General features: G+C 64.5%; 14 protein-coding genes. All 14 read right to left on the bottom strand.

The genetic code is table 11. The features are described 5' to 3' along the window. Positions 1 to 10: 10 nt before the first annotated feature. Positions 11 to 685: an urease accessory protein UreF gene (locus APH36_RS13105; RefSeq protein ID WP_060498969.1), complete on the bottom strand. Its 675-nt coding sequence runs from the start codon at positions 683 to 685 to the stop codon at positions 11 to 13. After that, positions 685 to 1,230, bottom strand: a complete 546-nt coding sequence (locus tag APH36_RS13100; RefSeq protein WP_060498968.1) for a HupE/UreJ family protein — start codon at positions 1,228 to 1,230, stop codon at positions 685 to 687. The genes APH36_RS13105 and APH36_RS13100 overlap by 1 nt, the downstream gene beginning before the upstream one ends. Positions 1,231 to 1,248: 18 nt before the next feature. Next, the gene (ureE, locus tag APH36_RS13095; RefSeq protein WP_060498967.1) at positions 1,249 to 1,746 is read right to left on the bottom strand and encodes an urease accessory protein UreE; all 498 of its coding nucleotides are present in this window, start codon (positions 1,744 to 1,746) and stop codon (positions 1,249 to 1,251) included. Positions 1,747 to 1,756: 10 nt separating this feature from the next. Further along, positions 1,757 to 3,460, bottom strand: a complete 1,704-nt coding sequence (ureC, locus tag APH36_RS13090; protein WP_060498966.1) for an urease subunit alpha — start codon at positions 3,458 to 3,460, stop codon at positions 1,757 to 1,759. Further along, complete coding sequence (locus tag APH36_RS13085; protein WP_060498965.1) at positions 3,457 to 3,774, bottom strand: urease subunit beta; 318 nt, start codon at positions 3,772 to 3,774, stop codon at positions 3,457 to 3,459. The genes ureC and APH36_RS13085 overlap by 4 nt, the downstream gene beginning before the upstream one ends. Before the next feature lie 19 nt (positions 3,775 to 3,793). Continuing rightward, positions 3,794 to 4,096, bottom strand: coding sequence for an urease subunit gamma (locus APH36_RS13080; protein WP_003253929.1), 303 nt, complete (start codon positions 4,094 to 4,096; stop codon positions 3,794 to 3,796). A gap of 9 nt (positions 4,097 to 4,105) precedes the next feature. Then, positions 4,106 to 4,939: an urease accessory protein UreD gene (locus APH36_RS13075; protein ID WP_060498964.1), complete on the bottom strand. Its 834-nt coding sequence runs from the start codon at positions 4,937 to 4,939 to the stop codon at positions 4,106 to 4,108. Positions 4,940 to 5,218: 279 nt separating this feature from the next. Then, on the bottom strand, positions 5,219 to 6,133 hold the full coding sequence (gene xerC / locus APH36_RS13070; protein WP_060498963.1) for a tyrosine recombinase XerC: 915 nt from the start codon (positions 6,131 to 6,133) through the stop codon (positions 5,219 to 5,221). A gap of 225 nt (positions 6,134 to 6,358) precedes the next feature. Then, a complete protein-coding gene (locus APH36_RS13065) occupies positions 6,359 to 8,617 on the bottom strand; it encodes an ATP-dependent DNA helicase (protein WP_060498962.1) in 2,259 nt (752 codons plus the stop codon). Continuing rightward, positions 8,614 to 10,263, bottom strand: a complete 1,650-nt coding sequence (locus tag APH36_RS13060) for a VRR-NUC domain-containing protein (RefSeq protein ID WP_060499047.1) — start codon at positions 10,261 to 10,263, stop codon at positions 8,614 to 8,616. Before APH36_RS13060 ends, APH36_RS13065 begins: the two co-directional genes overlap by 4 nt. 73 nt (positions 10,264 to 10,336) lie before the next feature. Further along, on the bottom strand, positions 10,337 to 11,638 hold the full coding sequence (locus APH36_RS13055; RefSeq protein WP_060498961.1) for an MFS transporter: 1,302 nt from the start codon (positions 11,636 to 11,638) through the stop codon (positions 10,337 to 10,339). 99 nt (positions 11,639 to 11,737) lie between these two features. Then, the gene (locus tag APH36_RS13050; protein ID WP_060499046.1) at positions 11,738 to 12,958 is read right to left on the bottom strand and encodes a fumarylacetoacetate hydrolase family protein; all 1,221 of its coding nucleotides are present in this window, start codon (positions 12,956 to 12,958) and stop codon (positions 11,738 to 11,740) included. Between the two features lie 20 nt (positions 12,959 to 12,978). After that, a complete protein-coding gene (locus tag APH36_RS13045; RefSeq protein WP_060498960.1) occupies positions 12,979 to 14,037 on the bottom strand; it encodes an Ldh family oxidoreductase in 1,059 nt (352 codons plus the stop codon). A 35-nt stretch (positions 14,038 to 14,072) separates the two neighbouring features. Next, the gene (locus APH36_RS13040; RefSeq protein WP_060498959.1) at positions 14,073 to 15,614 is read right to left on the bottom strand and encodes a UxaA family hydrolase; all 1,542 of its coding nucleotides are present in this window, start codon (positions 15,612 to 15,614) and stop codon (positions 14,073 to 14,075) included. Between the last annotated feature and the right edge of the window lie 145 nt (positions 15,615 to 15,759).

Below are 15,759 nucleotides of genomic sequence, written 5' to 3'. Positions count from 1 at the left end.
AAGGCAGTCCTCAGGAACGGAACAAACGGGTGTATTGGGTTTCGTGACGCGATGAGGCAATGGCCAGCAATGGCAGGCCGCCACCGAGCTGGTCATCGGCCAGCGCCAGGGCCTGGTCAAGTGCAGCGGGCAATTCGGTGCCCAGGTCGCGCAGCAAGGTCTGGGCCGCCTGCTGGCCGAACGGCACCAGCTTGACCCCGGCCATGACCGCGCCTTCGAGCCAGGCAAAGCCATGGCCCAGGGCCAGCTGACGCAGTGGAATGCCCCAGTGCGCAGCCAACCAGGCCATACCGCCCAACTGGGTCAGTTCAAGGCTGGCACGCCATGCGGGTGACTGGCCCAGTTGCCAGCCGTCGAGCAGCCGCGCCAAGGCCGCACCACGCTGCTGCTCTTCCAGGCGCAGCTCGGCGGTTTCGCGGTTGGCCAGCAAGAAGCGGCTCCAGTGGCTGAAGGCCTCGGCGTCCTGGGCCTGACACGCGTGATACAGGCGCGCCAGCACCGGCCAGTCCAGGCACGCCAAGGTGTCTTCGACCTGCTCGCGCTGCCAGGCAGCGAAGCCGTCCACGCCTTTCACCCAGCCCGCCTCGACCGCCCACTCCAGGCCTTGCGAATACGTAAAGCCGCCCACCGGCAGGCCGGGGCTGGCCAGCTGCAACAGGCGCAGCAACGCCAGGTCGCTGTCCATCAACCGGCCAGCACCAGCGCGGCACCGGCCAGCAGGCCACCACCGAAGGCTTTCTGCAGGCCACTGTGCCGGCGCAGCAGGCACCCGACGGCGAAGCCCACCGCCAACAGCAAGCCGCTGACCGTGACAAAGCCGGCGCTGAACTGCCAGAACGCGCTTGGCGTGGCTTCCACGCCATGGGCCCAGCCGTGGAACAGGGCAAACACCGGCATGGCCATGGCCAGCAGCAACTGCCGGCTCGGTAGCAGCACCGCCCCGGCGGCCACCAGCAGCGACACGGCAATCAGGGTTTCCATGCCCAGCACGTCACCGAACAAGTGGCCAAAGACTGCCCCGCCAAACATCGCCGCCAGGGTTGCCAAGGGCAGCATCAGGCTACGTCGGGTCAGTGCAGCGAGTACGCCAGTGCCCAACAGCATCAGCAGGTGGTCAAGGCCCGTCAGCGGGTGCAGCAGGCCATCGTGCAACGGATTGCTGTCATGCCCAGGGTGAGCGAAAGCCGGCAGCGCCAGCATCAGTAGAAACAGGGCGAAGGTCTTTTTCATGGGTTGCTCCAGGGCAGTTCAGGAATGGGCAGGCAGGCGAACGAACGGGTGATCGTTGCCGTGGGCATGGCTGTGGCCATGCGGCGCGCTCTGGTAGGCGCCCGCTTCGGGCTCGAACGGCGCCTGTTCAGCCTCCACCGTCAGGCCCAGACCACACAGCATGTCGTCCAGCACATGGTCGTGCTGAAAACGCAGCAGGCCAGGCTCGATCTGCAGGGGCACGTGGCGGTTCCCCAGGTGATAGGCCGCACGGGCCAACAGGTGCGGGTCGGCACAGCGCACCGTCGACACCGTTTCGGGTGCCGCCAGCACGCGAATCAGCTGGCTGCCATCGGCATCGGCAAGCAACTCTCCCCCGCGTAGCAGGTGGCCGCGTTCGAGCATCAGGCCGGCTTCGCGGCCATCGTCCAGGGTCACGCGCAGGCGGCTCTTGATACGGCTGTCCACATCCAGGGTGACAGTGCCGGTTTCGGTGAGCGTGCCGGGCTCGGTGATGCGGCGGGTCAAGACAATCATTGGTACTCCTTCAAAACAGGAAATAACGCTGGGCCAGCGGCAACTCGCTGGCCGGCTCGCAGACCAGCAGCTCGCCATCGGCACGCACCTGGTAGGTTTGCGCATCGACCTCGATCAGCGGCTGCAAGGTGTTGTGGACCATGTCCGGCTTGCGCACGCGGCGGCAGCCGTTGACCACGCCTATCAGGCTGCGCAGGTTCAGCTCCTCTGCCAGGCCGCGGTCCATGGCCGCCTGGGGCAGGAAGGTCATGCGCGTGGCATGCCGCGCCGCGCCCAGAGCGCCGAACATGGGCCGGTAGTGCACCGGCTGCGGCGTGGGGATGGAGCCGTTGATATCGCCCATGGGTGCGGTGACGATCATTCCACCCTTGATCACCAGCGCCGGCTTGACCGCGAAGAACGCCGGCGACCACAGCACCAGGTCGGCCAGCTTGCCCGCCTCCACCGACCCCACTTCGTGGCCGATGCCATGGGTGAGTGCCGGGTTGATGGTGTACTTGGCGATGTAGCGCTTGACCCGGAAGTTATCGCTGTAGGCGGTGTCGGGCGCCAGAGGCCCACGGCGAAGCTTCATCTGGTGCGCGACCTGCCAGGTACGCAATACCACTTCCCCGACCCGGCCCATGGCCTGGGAGTCGGACGACGTCATGGCAAAGGCGCCCATGTCGTGGAGAATGTCCTCGGCTGCGATGGTTTCGCGGCGGATGCGTGATTCGGCAAAGGCCACGTCCTCGGCAATGCTTGGGTCAAGGTGGTGGCAGACCATCAGCATGTCCAGGTGCTCGTCGACGGTGTTGACCGTGTACGGTAGGGTCGGGTTGGTCGAGGAAGGCAACACGTTGGCCTGCCCCGCCGCGCGGATGATGTCCGGCGCATGGCCACCGCCGGCACCTTCGGTGTGGAAGGTATGGATGGTGCGGTCGCCGATGGCCGCCAAGGTGTCTTCGATGCAACCGGATTCGTTGAGTGTGTCGGTGTGGATCGCCACCTGGATGTCCATTTCCTCGGCCACGCCCAGGCAACAGTCGATGGCGGCCGGCGTCGAGCCCCAGTCCTCATGCAGCTTGAGGCCCACCGCACCAGCCGCAATCTGCTCACGCAGCGCTTCAGGCCGCGAGGCATTGCCCTTGCCCAGCAAACCGATGTTGATCGGCAGGCTGTCGGCGGCCTGCAGCATGCGCGCCAGGTACCAGGGGCCGGGCGTGCAGGTGGTGGCATTGGTGCCGGTGGCCGGCCCGGTGCCGCCGCCGATGAAGGTGGTGACGCCACTGTTCAGCGCCTCGTCCACCTGCTGCGGGCAGATGAAATGGATATGCGAGTCCACGCCGCCGGCGGTGACGATCTTGCCCTCGGCCGCGATCACTTCGGTACCTGGCCCGACCGGTACGTTAACGCCCGGCTGCACATCGGGGTTGCCGGCCTTGCCGATCACCGCGATACGCCCGTGCTTGATGCCGATATCGGCCTTGACGATGCCCCAGTGGTCGATGATCAGCGCGTTGGTCAGCACCAGGTCCATGGCTTCGGCGGCCAGCATCTGACCTTGCCCCATGCCGTCGCGGATCACCTTGCCGCCGCCGAACTTCACTTCTTCGCCATAGATCGTGAAGTCCTTCTCTACCTCAACCCACAGCGCCGTGTCGGCCAGCCGCACGCGGTCGCCCACCGTGGGGCCGAACATGTCGGCATAGGCCTGGCGGGAAATACGGCTCATACCTTGCCCTCCAGTGCACCCATCACCTTGCCCTGGAAGCCGTAGACCTCACGCTTGCCGGCGTAGGCCACCAATTGCACGGTGCGCGCCTGGCCTGGCTCGAAACGCACGGCAGTGCCGGCCGGAATGTCCAGACGAAAGCCCAGGGTGGGCGCTCTGTCGAACACCAACGCGTCGTTGACTTCGTAGAAGTGGTAATGCGAGCCGACCTGCACCGGCCGGTCACCGTGGTTGGCCACGCTGACGCTGACGGTTTCCCGGCCACTGTTCAGTTCGATGTCGCCAGCAGCGACCTGGATTTCACCTGGAATCATGCGGGGCTCCTTGGCAGGTTCAGACGATGGGGTCATGCACGGTCACCAGCTTGGTGCCATCCGGGAAGGTCGCTTCGACCTGCACGTCGTGGAGCATTTCGGCAATGCCGGGCATCACCTGCTCGCGGGTCAGCACTTCGCGCCCCAGGCTCATCAACTCGGCCACGGTGCGGCCATCGCGTGCGCCTTCGAGCACGGCGGCGCTGATCAGCGCCACCGCTTCCGGGTAGTTCAGCTTCAGGCCACGGGCCAGGCGCCGTTCCGCCAGCAGTGCGGCGGTAAACAGCAGCAGTTTGTCTTTCTCTCTCGGGGTCAGCTCCATGGCGCTCTCTCAGGTGGCCCAAATGCGTGGTGGGCAAGCTGGCAGGCCAAGGACGGCCGGGCGCAGCACATGCCACAGGCGTTGCAGGGTGCGTTGCAGGTGTTGGTTGTCGTGGTCGAGCACACGGATGACCAGCAACGAACCCAGCAGGGTCGCGCCGGCCGGGGTGGCCAGCTCATCCAGCAGCGGGCGAACTTGCTCCAGCACCGCCTGGTCGGCCGGTGCTGCACAGAACGTGGCGAGCAGCGGGTGGCCGCCGAGCTTGTCCAGGCGCCCGCCTTCGATGCGCAGGCGTTCGTGCAGGCCGACTTCGTCGGGCAGTTCAATGTGCAAACGGCTGTCCAGCCTGCCCTGCTCGAAACGCTCGTTCATGACCGGGCGCCCGAGACACAAGGTTTCCCAGGCCAGCAGCCGCGCCCCGGGTTCCAGGGTGAAACGGCTGTCGAGGCTGGCGCGGGCGCCGGAGAAGAAAATGCTGTCTTGCGGCAGCCATTCCAGGGTGCTGCCCGCCGCCAGCCGAAAACGCTGGGTCAGCCGTGCGGTGGGGCCGATGCTGCGGTAGAACTTGCTGGCGCCGGGCATGGTCAGCAGCGCGTGGCTGCCAGGTTCCAGGTGGATATCCAGTTCCAGGCGGTCGCCGGCGACGATGCCTCCCGGCGGGTGCAACACATAGACATGGCACGGGGCACCTTCAGGATAGAAAGGCCGCTGCACCAAAAGAGGTCCGAAATGGCGCCACGCACCAAGGCGGGTCACGTCGTCGCGCCTGACAAAGCGCAACTGCAGGTGGGCGCTCCAGCCTGCATCGTCTTGTTGTTGTTCGATCTGCTCCGCGAGCGACATCCTGCGGCCCCTGAAATTCGTGGCCTGCTGGCCGTTTAGAGGGTCCGGCGCGGGCGGCTGCTAGCGCGCACGGCCTGACCACTCGATCAAATTCGCAGGCTGGATATAGCAGTTTGCGGGCCAACTTCGCAGGTGAAGGCAGATGAAACTTTTCTCAAAGCCGCTCTGGCACAGGGCATACGGGGGAATTGCGCACAAAGCGGGGGCGCGCACTGGCCCTGTTTCGGTGCCAGCAGAAATGCAATCGGGGCTGCAAAGCGGCCCCGAATACATCAAGACTCAGTAGTCGAAGCGGTCCACCGCACGGCGGCGTTCGTTGTCATCGCGCCGGTCGTAGATGGCCGTGGTCTGGATATTGGCATGGTGTGCCAGCTTCTGCGCAATCGACAGGTCGTGCTCTTCGATCACCCGGGTAATGAATGCCCGACGGAAGTCATGCGGCATGATCTTCACCCCCACCTGCGCACCGCGCTGGCGGGCGATGTAGTAGATGGCATGTTTGGTAATGCGCGCCCGGGTAATGTGGCTGCCACGGCGGATGCGGTTGAACAGGAACGGGTCATCTTCCGCACCGGCAGGCAGGTCCTGGCGGCGCAGGTCGAGCCAAGCCTGCAACTTCTCGAATGCCCATGGCGGGGCATACTTGACCAATTGGTGGTTGCCCTTGCCCACCACCTGCAGGCTACGCGCCTGGAAATCGACCTGGTTCAGGTCGATGTCGACCGACTCCGACTTGCGCATGCCGGTACCGTACAGCAAGGCAATGATCGCGGCATCGCGTACGCCTTGCGGCCGAGGGTCGGCCGCGCACACATCCATCAGCTCGCGAATCAGGCTGCGCCGCAAGTTGCGCCCGGGTGGCAGGCGAGTGCCAGTGGCCGGCTTGACCTCGCGAATGCGCAACAGCTGCTCATGATCGATCAGGCCCTGCCGCCAGGCCTCGTTCATCACCCCGCGAATCGCGTTGACGTACAGCGACGAGCTGTTGGGGGCATATCCGTCGGCACGCAGGGCAGCCACCAGCGCAATCACATGGCCGGGTTCGAGCCGATGCCAAGGCACATCGACGATGTTGCAGTCGACAAAGCCCAGCCGGTCGGCGGCGTCCTGAAGGATGTAGCGCATGGTTTGCTGGCTGGATGGGGCCAGGCGGGCCATGTACTGCAGCAGGGGATTGTTGGAGAGATCGGACAAAACGTGAATCCTGTAGCGAAGCGGCGGCCGGTATTGAGCCGGCCAGCATCTGAAGCAAGTCGAAACGATTGATGAACAAGGGCCAATGACGTTTCAAGCGCACGCCATTCGAACCCGAAGCAGTGCCATCATCTTGATATTCAGGGACTTATAGCTGAACGGGCCAGATCTTAACCCATTTACAGCGTCGAGGGCCGCCCGTACGGCGCTAAGCCGGCCAGCCAACTAAATGGCCGTCGGCCACCACCCTGGGAACATCTGCTGCACCCGGGGCTCGGCGAAGCGCTCATCAATCAGCACCAGTACGCCACGGTCCTGGTCACCTCGGATAACCCGGCCCGCCGCCTGGATCACCTTGCGCACCCCCGGGTAGAGATAGGCGTAATCGAACCCCGCACCAAACTGCCGCCCAAGGCGCTGCTTGAACTGCTCGTTGACCGGGTTGACCTGCGGCAGCCCGAGAGTGGCGACAAAGGCGCCGATCAGCCGCGTGCCCGGTAAATCCACCCCCTCACCGAAAGCACCGCCCAATACGGCAAAGCCGATGCCCTGCCCGTCGCTGACAAAACGATCGAGAAATGCCTGACGGGCCGCCTCGTCCATGCCCGGTTCCTGAGCCCATTGCGGAATCTGCGCATGCTGCTCTGCCAACAGCCCTGCCACCTGCCGCAGGTATTCGAAACTGCTGAAGAACGCCAGGTAGTTGCCCGGCATCCGCTCATACTGCCGGGCCATCAGCTCGACGATTGGCGCCAGAGAGGCGTGACGCTGCTGGTAGCGGGTAGACACCTGGCTGGCAATCCGCACCTCAAGTTGCTCTGCGCGAAACGGCGCAGCCACTTCCAGCCAGGCGGTGTCGGCTGGCATGCCCAGCAGGTCGCTGTAGAAATGCCGCGGGGTCAATGTGGCGGAAAACAGCGTCACGCTACGCGCCGCCTGCATGCGCGGGGCCAGTAGGCGCGCGGGGGTGACATTGCGCAGGCACAGCGTGGCCAGCCGGCGCTTGCGTGGGCCCTGGCGCTGGCTGATGTCGAACAGGAAGTGCTCGTCGAACAGCTCGGCCACCCGGGTGAATTGCAAGGCTTGGTAGAAGAACTGCAACACCTGCGGGTCCAAGTGTGCGGGCGCCTGGTTCATCTGATCATGAATCAGCCCGATGCACTGCTGCAAGGTACGCAGCAAGCCTTCGGGCACCGACTCGCTGGCCTTGTACGGTGCACGCTGCTCTTTATACAGTGCATTCCATTGGCGGTTCAGCCGGTCCAGCGCACTGCCAAGCCCGGGTGGTTTGCTCTGGCGTAACGCCAGCAACTGGCCCTGGTCGAGGCTGGCGCTGTACATGCCGCGCCCACGCTCGACCAGGTTGTGCGCCTCGTCCACCAGCACGGCAACGCGCCACTGGTTGAGCTGGGCAAGGCTGTACAGCAGCGCATGCGCATCGAAGTAGTAGTTGTAGTCGGCGACCAGCACGTCGACCCAGCGGGCCATCTCCTGGCCCAGGTAGTAAGGGCATACCTGATGTGCCAAGGCCACTTCGCGCAGGTTGGCGCGGTCGAGCAGCGGCCGTGCTGCCGCCGCTTCGCGCGCCGCCGGCAAGCGGTCGTAGAAACCCGCCGCCAATGGGCAGGACTCGCCATGACAGGCCTTGTCCGGGTGCTCGCAGGCTTTGTCGCGGGCGATCAGCTCCAGTGTGCGCAACGCGGGCTGCGGCGTTGCTTCGGTAATCTGGCGCATGGCATCCAGCGCCAGCGCCCGGCCCGGCGTCTTGGCCGTAAGAAAGAACAGTTTGTCCAGCTGCTGCGGCACCATGGCCTTGAGCAGCGGGAACAAGGTCCCGAGGGTCTTGCCAATGCCGGTGCTGGCCTGGGCCATCAGGCAACGGCCGGTACTCACCGCCTTGTACAAGGTTTCGGCCAATTGCCGTTGGCCCTGGCGGAACTGTGGGTAGGGAAAGCTCAGTGCCTGAAGGCCCTGGTCGCGTTCGGCCAGACGTCGTTGCTGGCATTGAGCCCAGCCCAGAAAGCGCTGACACTGGATTTCGAAGAAGGCCCGCAGTTCAGTCGCCGTGTAATGCTCACTGAACAGCGTCTGCCCATCGCTGTCGACGTCCAGGTACACCAACGTCACCTCAATGGCTGGCAGTTGACGTGCCTGACACATCAGCCAGCCATAGACCTTGGCCTGCGCCCAGTGCAACTGCCGGTGGTTGGCCGGCTGGCGCGCGAGGTCGCCACGGTGTGTCTTGATCTCTTCCAGGCGATTGCTGGCCGGGTCATAACCGTCGGCACGGCCGCGCACCTTGAGGGTTTCGAACTGGCCTTCGAGGGTAATTTCCGACTCGTAGCCGGCAGCACGCCGTGCCACTACCCGCTGGTGCCCTTCAATGCCCTCTTGAGCGGTGGGCGACGGGGTGAAGCGCAGGTCCAGGTCACCCACCTTGGCACTGAACTCGCACAAGGCGCGCACCGCCACGCTGTAGCTCAAGGTGTGTCGCACCAGCGCACATGGCACACCGCGACCGGTAGCCCGTGTTGCCGGCAGAATTCCAGCCAGCGCAGTTGGTTATCCTGCAGGCGGTCACCTGGGCCCTTCACCTCGACCATGCGATAACGGCCCTGCTCGGGCCAGAACTGGATCAGGTCGGGCATGCCGGCACGGTTGCTGCGAATGTCCTGCAACAGGCGCAGGAAGCACTGCTTCAACTGGGCCGCTGGCAGGCAAGCCAAGGCCTGTTCCAGCAGTTCCTCGCTGAGCATGGACCAGAACACGAATGGCGACTGCAAACCCTGCTTGGCCTTGTAGCAGTCGAGAATCGCCTGGTGATGGCTGCCATCGTCGAGCCGACCGAGGCAGTGATCGAACAGCGCACTGCGCCGTTGCTGGAAGTCGCTGTCGTGCAGGTCTTGCGGCCCTGCCTGGAACGGGTTGAAGAACGCGCCGGGCACCGGCGCGAAGATGGCCTCCCAGCACAACAGGCCAAACAGGCTGTTGAACAGCGTGTTCTCCACGTAGTGTGCCTGGCCTCCCGCTTGTGCCAGATGCTGGCGGACGGCTTCCTCCACGCCGAGTGCTGCGTGCTCGCGGGGCAGTTCGAGTTCGATCAGCTCCAGTGGCGCAACCCGCTGGCGCCGCTGTGGCGGGCCGCCGAGTTTTCGCGCCAGGCGCGGCAGCATGCGCTCCAGCGCCTGCACTTCCAGCGCATTGGCAGGTGCCGCAGCCAGCTGCAACGCCAATGCGTGGGCCTGGGGCCACTGTTCGCTGCGCTCCAGCACCCGCACCTGGCGGATACGCGCCTGGGCATGGTTGCACTGCGCATACACGGCCATGGCCAGGTCCCATTCAGCCAGGCGCTCGCAGTGTTGGCCCAGGGCGAATTGCAGCCGCGCATGGCGCCGGGCCAGCCAGGGGTTGTCGCTGTGCAGGCCCTGCAAGGCGGCGAGGATGGGCAGCGGGTCGCCGCCCTGCTCCAGCCGCTCGGCGCACTGGTGCAGCGCCATGGCCAGGTCGACTTCGGCACGTTGCTGCAAGGCGCGTGAATCGGTGCTGAACGGTACCTGCTCGTACCGCAGCACCCCCAGGTCGGCGAGGACGAAGTCAGACCAGTCCTGGTACAGGTTGCCGAAAAACAGCAAGCGCATGCGGTCGCACAGGGGCTGCAGGCACCACTGGACAATGCGTACTTCGCTGTCGGGGAACCACTCGCTCAGTGGTCGGGCAGCCAGTTTCAAGGGTTGCAGCTGTGCCAGCAGGTCCTGCTTGGCGGCGCGGGGGCGGGTCAATAGCGGGGCGAAGCAATGGGCCAGCTCGTCTTTGCGCAGCAAGGCGAACAGTTGCTCCAGCGCCAGTTGCTCGGACTCGCGTACCCAGCCGAGCGCCTGCAACGGCTGCAGCGCCAGCACGGTATCGCCGATTTCGACGTAGTCCAGCCGGTCGCTGCGAAACAACTCGCCCTTGCGCATGACCATGCGCACCATCAAGGCCTGAGCTGGCGCCTCCAGTTGGTTGAAGGCCTGGATGAACGCCAGCTCCTGTTCATCGAGCAGGTCCTGGTAGCGCTGTTCTACCCACAGCAGCACCTGGCGGAAATTGTGCAGGTAGTAGAACGGGTCGTCGACGGAATGAGCGATCACAAATACAGAGTCAGGCGGCTGGAACAAATACTGGTTATACATACAGACTAGCACGCCTGGCAAGTACCGTGAGTCACTCCGTCGCGGTGACCATGTCCCCCGCCTCTGCCTTCACGCTGCCAAGCGGCGCCTGCAGCAGCAGGAAGTAAGCCACCGCCGAGCACAGCGCCACCACCGCACTGATCATGAACGCCGTGGCGAACGAGCCCGAATACTGGATGCTGAAGCCGGTCACGATCGGCGCGACAGAGCCGGCGATATAACCGCCGAAGTTCTGGATCGAACCGAACGAGGCCACGCGCTGGCTGTCGACGATGGTGTTGACGATCATCCAGGCCGTTGCGCTGGCCATGTTGATGCTGAACAGCGCCAGGCACAGCAGGATGATGCAGCCGGTCAGGCCGGTGACGAACGACAGCGGCAAGGTGAACAGTGCTGCCAGCACCAGACCGGTGATGACACTGAACTTGCGGCTGCCCAGAACACTCATGCCACGCTTTACCAGCCAGTCGCAGAAGCGGCCGGCAACGATGGTACCTGCCGCGCCAAAACCGTAGGCCAGCGACACGACCCAGGCGGTCTTGTACAGGTCAAGGCCGTGCTCACGCTCGAAGTAACCCGGCAACCAGGTCAGGTGCAGCCACAGCATGTAGATCACACCCATGAAGCCCAGTACCGCCCCCCAGGTGCTGCGGTGCTTGAACAGGTCGAGCCAGCCGGCAAAGTAGGAAGGCTTCGGCGCATGAACCGAGGCCGCAGGCGCCAGGTGCTCATCCGGCAGCGGTTTGCCTTCGGCGGCCAGCTCGGCCAGGTATCGCGCCTTGCTTTTGTAGAAGCTCAGCCAGCACACCGCCAGTACCACGCCGATCACGCCGGTAATGATGAACATGCCGCGCCAGCCGAAGTTGACCATGAACAGCGTCAGCAACGGCGGTGCCAGGCAGGGGCCAAGACAGGTCGACGACCACACCACGCCGGTTGGTGTGCCGCGTTCGTTGGCATCGAACCACTCCGACAAGGCCTTGGCGGCCGACGGGAACATCGGCGCCTCGCCAATCCCCAGCAATACTCGCAGGCCCATGAAACCGGCAAAACTGCTGACCATGCCGAACGCGGCCTGGGCAACCGACCAGCCCAGCAACGAGGCACCGAGGGCGATCTTGCTGCCCAGGCGGTCGATGATCATGCCCATCGGCAGTTGGGCAAAGGCATAGGCGATGGAAAACGCCGACAACAGGATGCCCATCTGCGAAGGGCTGATCATCATGTCTTTCTGGATGGAGGTGTTGGCGATCGACAGCGCACTACGGTCCAGGTAGTTGACGATGCCGATCAGCAGCAGGAACACGACGGTGATGCGCTGGTACTTCTTCATAGGGTTCATGTGTCGACCTTTATTATTATTGTTGCCGCGCTGTCAGCGCCTTGACGATCCCTCGTTGATGCTGCGCCCCTCCCTGGCGCAGCCTGTCGTTCAGGGCCTGCGTGCAGTGGCTGCAACCTCCAGCAGGCCACGCCGGCCAAGGTTGTCGATCAGCGCGCGCAGGCCAAACGCCCATTGCGGGGCCAGGTCGCTGGTGGTCACGCGGTTGCACAGGGTACCCAGTTGCGGGTTGCTGATGCTCACCACATCGCCCGGCTTGTGGGTAAAGCCGTTACCCGACTGGTCGCGGTCCTGCTTGGGCGCGAACAGGGTGCCAAGGAACAGCACCAGGCCGTCGGGGTATTGATGGTTTTCGTTAAGCGTCTGCTGCACCAGGTCTTGCGGGTCGCGGCTGATCTGGCGCATGGAGCTGCGACCCGACAGCACGAAACCGTCTTCACCTTCGACCCGCAGGTCCACGTCGGCAGCGCGTACGTCGTCCAGCCCGAAGCTTTCGTCAAACAGCCGCAGCAGCGGCCCCAATGCAGTGGAGGCGTTGTTGTCCTTGGCTTTGGACAGCAGCAAGGCACTACGCCCTTCAAAGTCGCGCAGGTTGACGTCGTTGCCGAGCATGGCGCCCTTGATGCTGCCATCGCTGGACACCGCCAGCACCACTTCCGGCTCCGGGTTGTTCCAGCTGGACTTGGGGTGGATGCCGATGTCCGCGCCATGGCCAACCGCCGACAGCGGCTGGGCCTTGGTGAACACTTCGGCATCCGGGCCAATGCCCACTTCCAGGTATTGCGACCACAGGCCCTGCTCCACCAGCACCTTGCGCAGCGCTTCGGCCTGGGCCGAACCCGGCACGATCTGCGACAGGTCGGCGCCAATCCGGCTGGCCAAGGTGTCACGGATAGCATCGGCCTTGGCCGGGTCGCCCTTGGCCTGCTCTTCAACCACACGCTCCAGCAGGCTGGTGGCGAACGTCACACCAGCGGCCTTCACCGCCTGCAGGTCGATGGGTGCCAACAGCCATGGCTGGCGCGGGTCGCGCCGGGCGGGGTCGCTGTTGGCCAGTAACGCCGGTAGCGCGATGAGCGGCTCGGCCAACGGCAAGCCACGCAGGTAAGCGGCCGGGTCGTCCACTTCAAGCAGCGCCGAGACCGTCGCCACATGGGTGCTGATATCGTAGACGGCGCCAGCCTTCACCCGCACCACCGCCGGCCCCTGTTCCGGCAACCAGACGCGCCCTACCCAACTGCCACTGTCGAACACGCTGGCATCACAACTTAGCGGTAGCGGTTGATGGGTGTTCGATCGTTCATCAGTCATCTGTGTACCCTTACTGTGCATTATTGGGAAAATGTCGGCAGTTCCAGCAGCCCGGCCAGGCGGTCGAGGTCGGCCATCAACTGTGGCGACAGGCTCACGCCCTGCGCCAGTGCCTGGCGACGCAGGGCAAGGCCGGCCTGCCCGGGCAGGCGTACCGGGCGTTCGGGATCGAGCGGGCGGCTCGCCAGGATCAGGCGGCCAAGGAAGCTGGTTTCGTGGGTGAACGCCTCCAGGCCACCGAAGAAGCGTGGGTCAATGACCACGGCAGTGGCCGAGGCGCCCCACTGGGTGGGTTCGTCCTTGCGTCCATGACCGGCCAGGCCCGAGGTCAGGGCTTCGACCAGCAGCGCCAGGGCGAAGCCTTTGTGACCAAAGGCCTGCCCCCCCAAAGGCAGGATGCTGCCTGGCGGGGTAGTGAAGAAATCACGCGGGTCATCACTCAGTTGCCCGTCGTTGCTCACCAGCACCGGGTGCGGCAGGCGGCTGCCGGCATCGCGGCATTGGCCCACCAACCCGAGGGTGACCGTGGACATGCTGACGTCCAGCAGTATCGGCTCGCCCTGGGTCGGTATACCGGCAGCAATCGGGTTGGGGGTGTATACCGGCTCCACGCCGCCATGGGCGCAGACCAGCGCCACAGAGGGGTCCGACGAGTAGACCATGGCCACCAGGCCTTGGTCGGTATAGGGCTTCAGATAAGCGGCCAAGCAACCTATGTGCGAAGCCCGGCGCACCACGGCGATACCGATGCCCTGCGCCACCGCACCTTTGGCTGCGCAGTCCAGTGCACGGCTGACGCAGTAGGGCCCCAGTACATAATGGCCGTCGAACACGCTGGAAACACCACTGTCCGACACCTGCTCCAGTGCCTGTGCGCGGGCCTTGACCTGCCCGCTGAGCATGCCATCGATGTAACGGCTGACCAGATTCAGGCCATGAGTACGGTGCCCGAGCAGCTCGCCTTCGAGCAGCACCCGGGTGACCACCTGGGCGACTTCGCTATCGGCACCGGCCTTTACGAACAGTTGCTCGACAAAGGCGATGAGCGCTTGCACGTTGTAACGTGTGATTTGAGTCATTACGGTTGCCTCAAAAAAGGGACGGGAGCGGACGATCAGGTCACGGCGCCAATCTGCCAGGGCACGAATTCGTTCTGCCCATAGCCGTGCTGTTCGCTTTTGCTGCGCGCCCCGGAGGCAATGCGCAGCATCTGCTCGAAGATGTAAGCACCCCGCTCCTCGATGCTGGTGGAGCCATCGGCGATGCCACCGCAATTGACGTCCATGTCTTCTTGCTGGTGCTCGAATACCCGGTTGTTGGTGGCCAACTTGATCGACGGCGCCGGGGCACAGCCGTATGCCGAACCTCGACCAGTGGTGAACGCGATCAGGTTGGCACCGCCGGCCACCTGGCCGGTGGCCGAGACCGGGTCGTAGCCGGGGGTGTCCATGAACACCAGGCCTTGTGCGCGCACGGCTTCGGCATACTGATACACATCGACCAGGTTGCTGGAGCCCGCCTTGGCCACCGCACCGAGGGATTTCTCGAGGATGGTGGTCAGCCCGCCTGCCTTGTTACCGGCCGAAGGGTTGTTGTTCAGTTCGGCGTTCATACGTTGGCAGTAGTCTTCCCACCAGCGAATGCGCGCCACCAGTTTCTCCCCCACCTCACGGCTGACCGCGCGGCGCGTCAGCAAGTGCTCGGCGCCGTAGATTTCCGGGGTTTCGGAAAGGATCGCGGTACCACCGGCCGCCACCAAACGGTCAACCGCATTGCCCAGTGCGGGGTTGGCGGTAATCCCCGAGTAGCCATCGGAGCCGCCGCATTGCAAGCCGACGACCAGATGCTGTGCGCTGACCGGTTGGCGCCTCACTTGGTTGGCCTCGGCCAGCAGGCTGCGAACCTGCTCGATGCCCGCCGCGATGGTTTTCGAGGTGCCACCGATGCCCTGGATCGTGAAGGCACGCAACTGTGCGCTGCCCTGCAGGCCCTGGGTTTCCAGCAGGCTTTCGATCTGGTTGGTTTCGCAGCCCAGGCCGATGATCAGTACGGCCGCGAAGTTGGGGTGCACGGCGTACCCGGCCAGGGTTCGGCGCAGTAGGCCAAGGGCTTCGCCGCTGGGGTCCACGGCGCAGCCGGCACCGTGGGTCAGGGCCACCACCCCGTCGATGTTCGGGTAGTCGGCAAGCGCTTCGGGGTGGATGTCGCGGCGGAAATGGTCGGCCACCGCCCGGGCCACCGTTGCCGAGCAGTTCACCGATGTGAGAATGCCGATGTAGTTGCGGGTGGCGACCCGGCCATCGGCGCGCACGATGCCCTGGAACTGCGCTGCGCTGCCCGGCTGGCTGCGGGTATCAACACCGAAGGCATAGTCGCGGGCAAAATCACCCATCTGGACGTTGTGCACATGCACATGGTCGCCAGCGTCGATGGCCTGCGATGCAAAACCGATGATCTGGCCATACCGGCGCAGCGGCTGGCCCTGCTCCACACGAACCGTGGCGAGCTTGTGGCCCGAAGGGATAGGCTGGCGCACAGTAATCGCCTCGGCTTCCAGGCGCAGGCCTTGCGGCAGCGGCTGACGGGCGATCAGTACATTGTCCAGCGGGTTTAAGCGGATGACGGCAGGGTCACCGGATTTGGCAATCAGTTGCATGGGACCTCTCAGGGCGGTGCGGCTGACTTCTTGTTATGGCTGTGGCCACTTTAAGAAGCCTTGCGTGGCATTCCCAATGAGATGATCCGATCAAGCGATAACCTGGCGTTATCGCAAGCGGATTTCAGCACCTGATCATCAATCA

This window comes from Pseudomonas sp. NBRC 111133, assembly GCF_001320605.1.
Taxonomy (GTDB): domain Bacteria; phylum Pseudomonadota; class Gammaproteobacteria; order Pseudomonadales; family Pseudomonadaceae; genus Aquipseudomonas; species Aquipseudomonas monteilii.
This window is presented reverse-complemented; position numbering and strand designations above follow the sequence as displayed.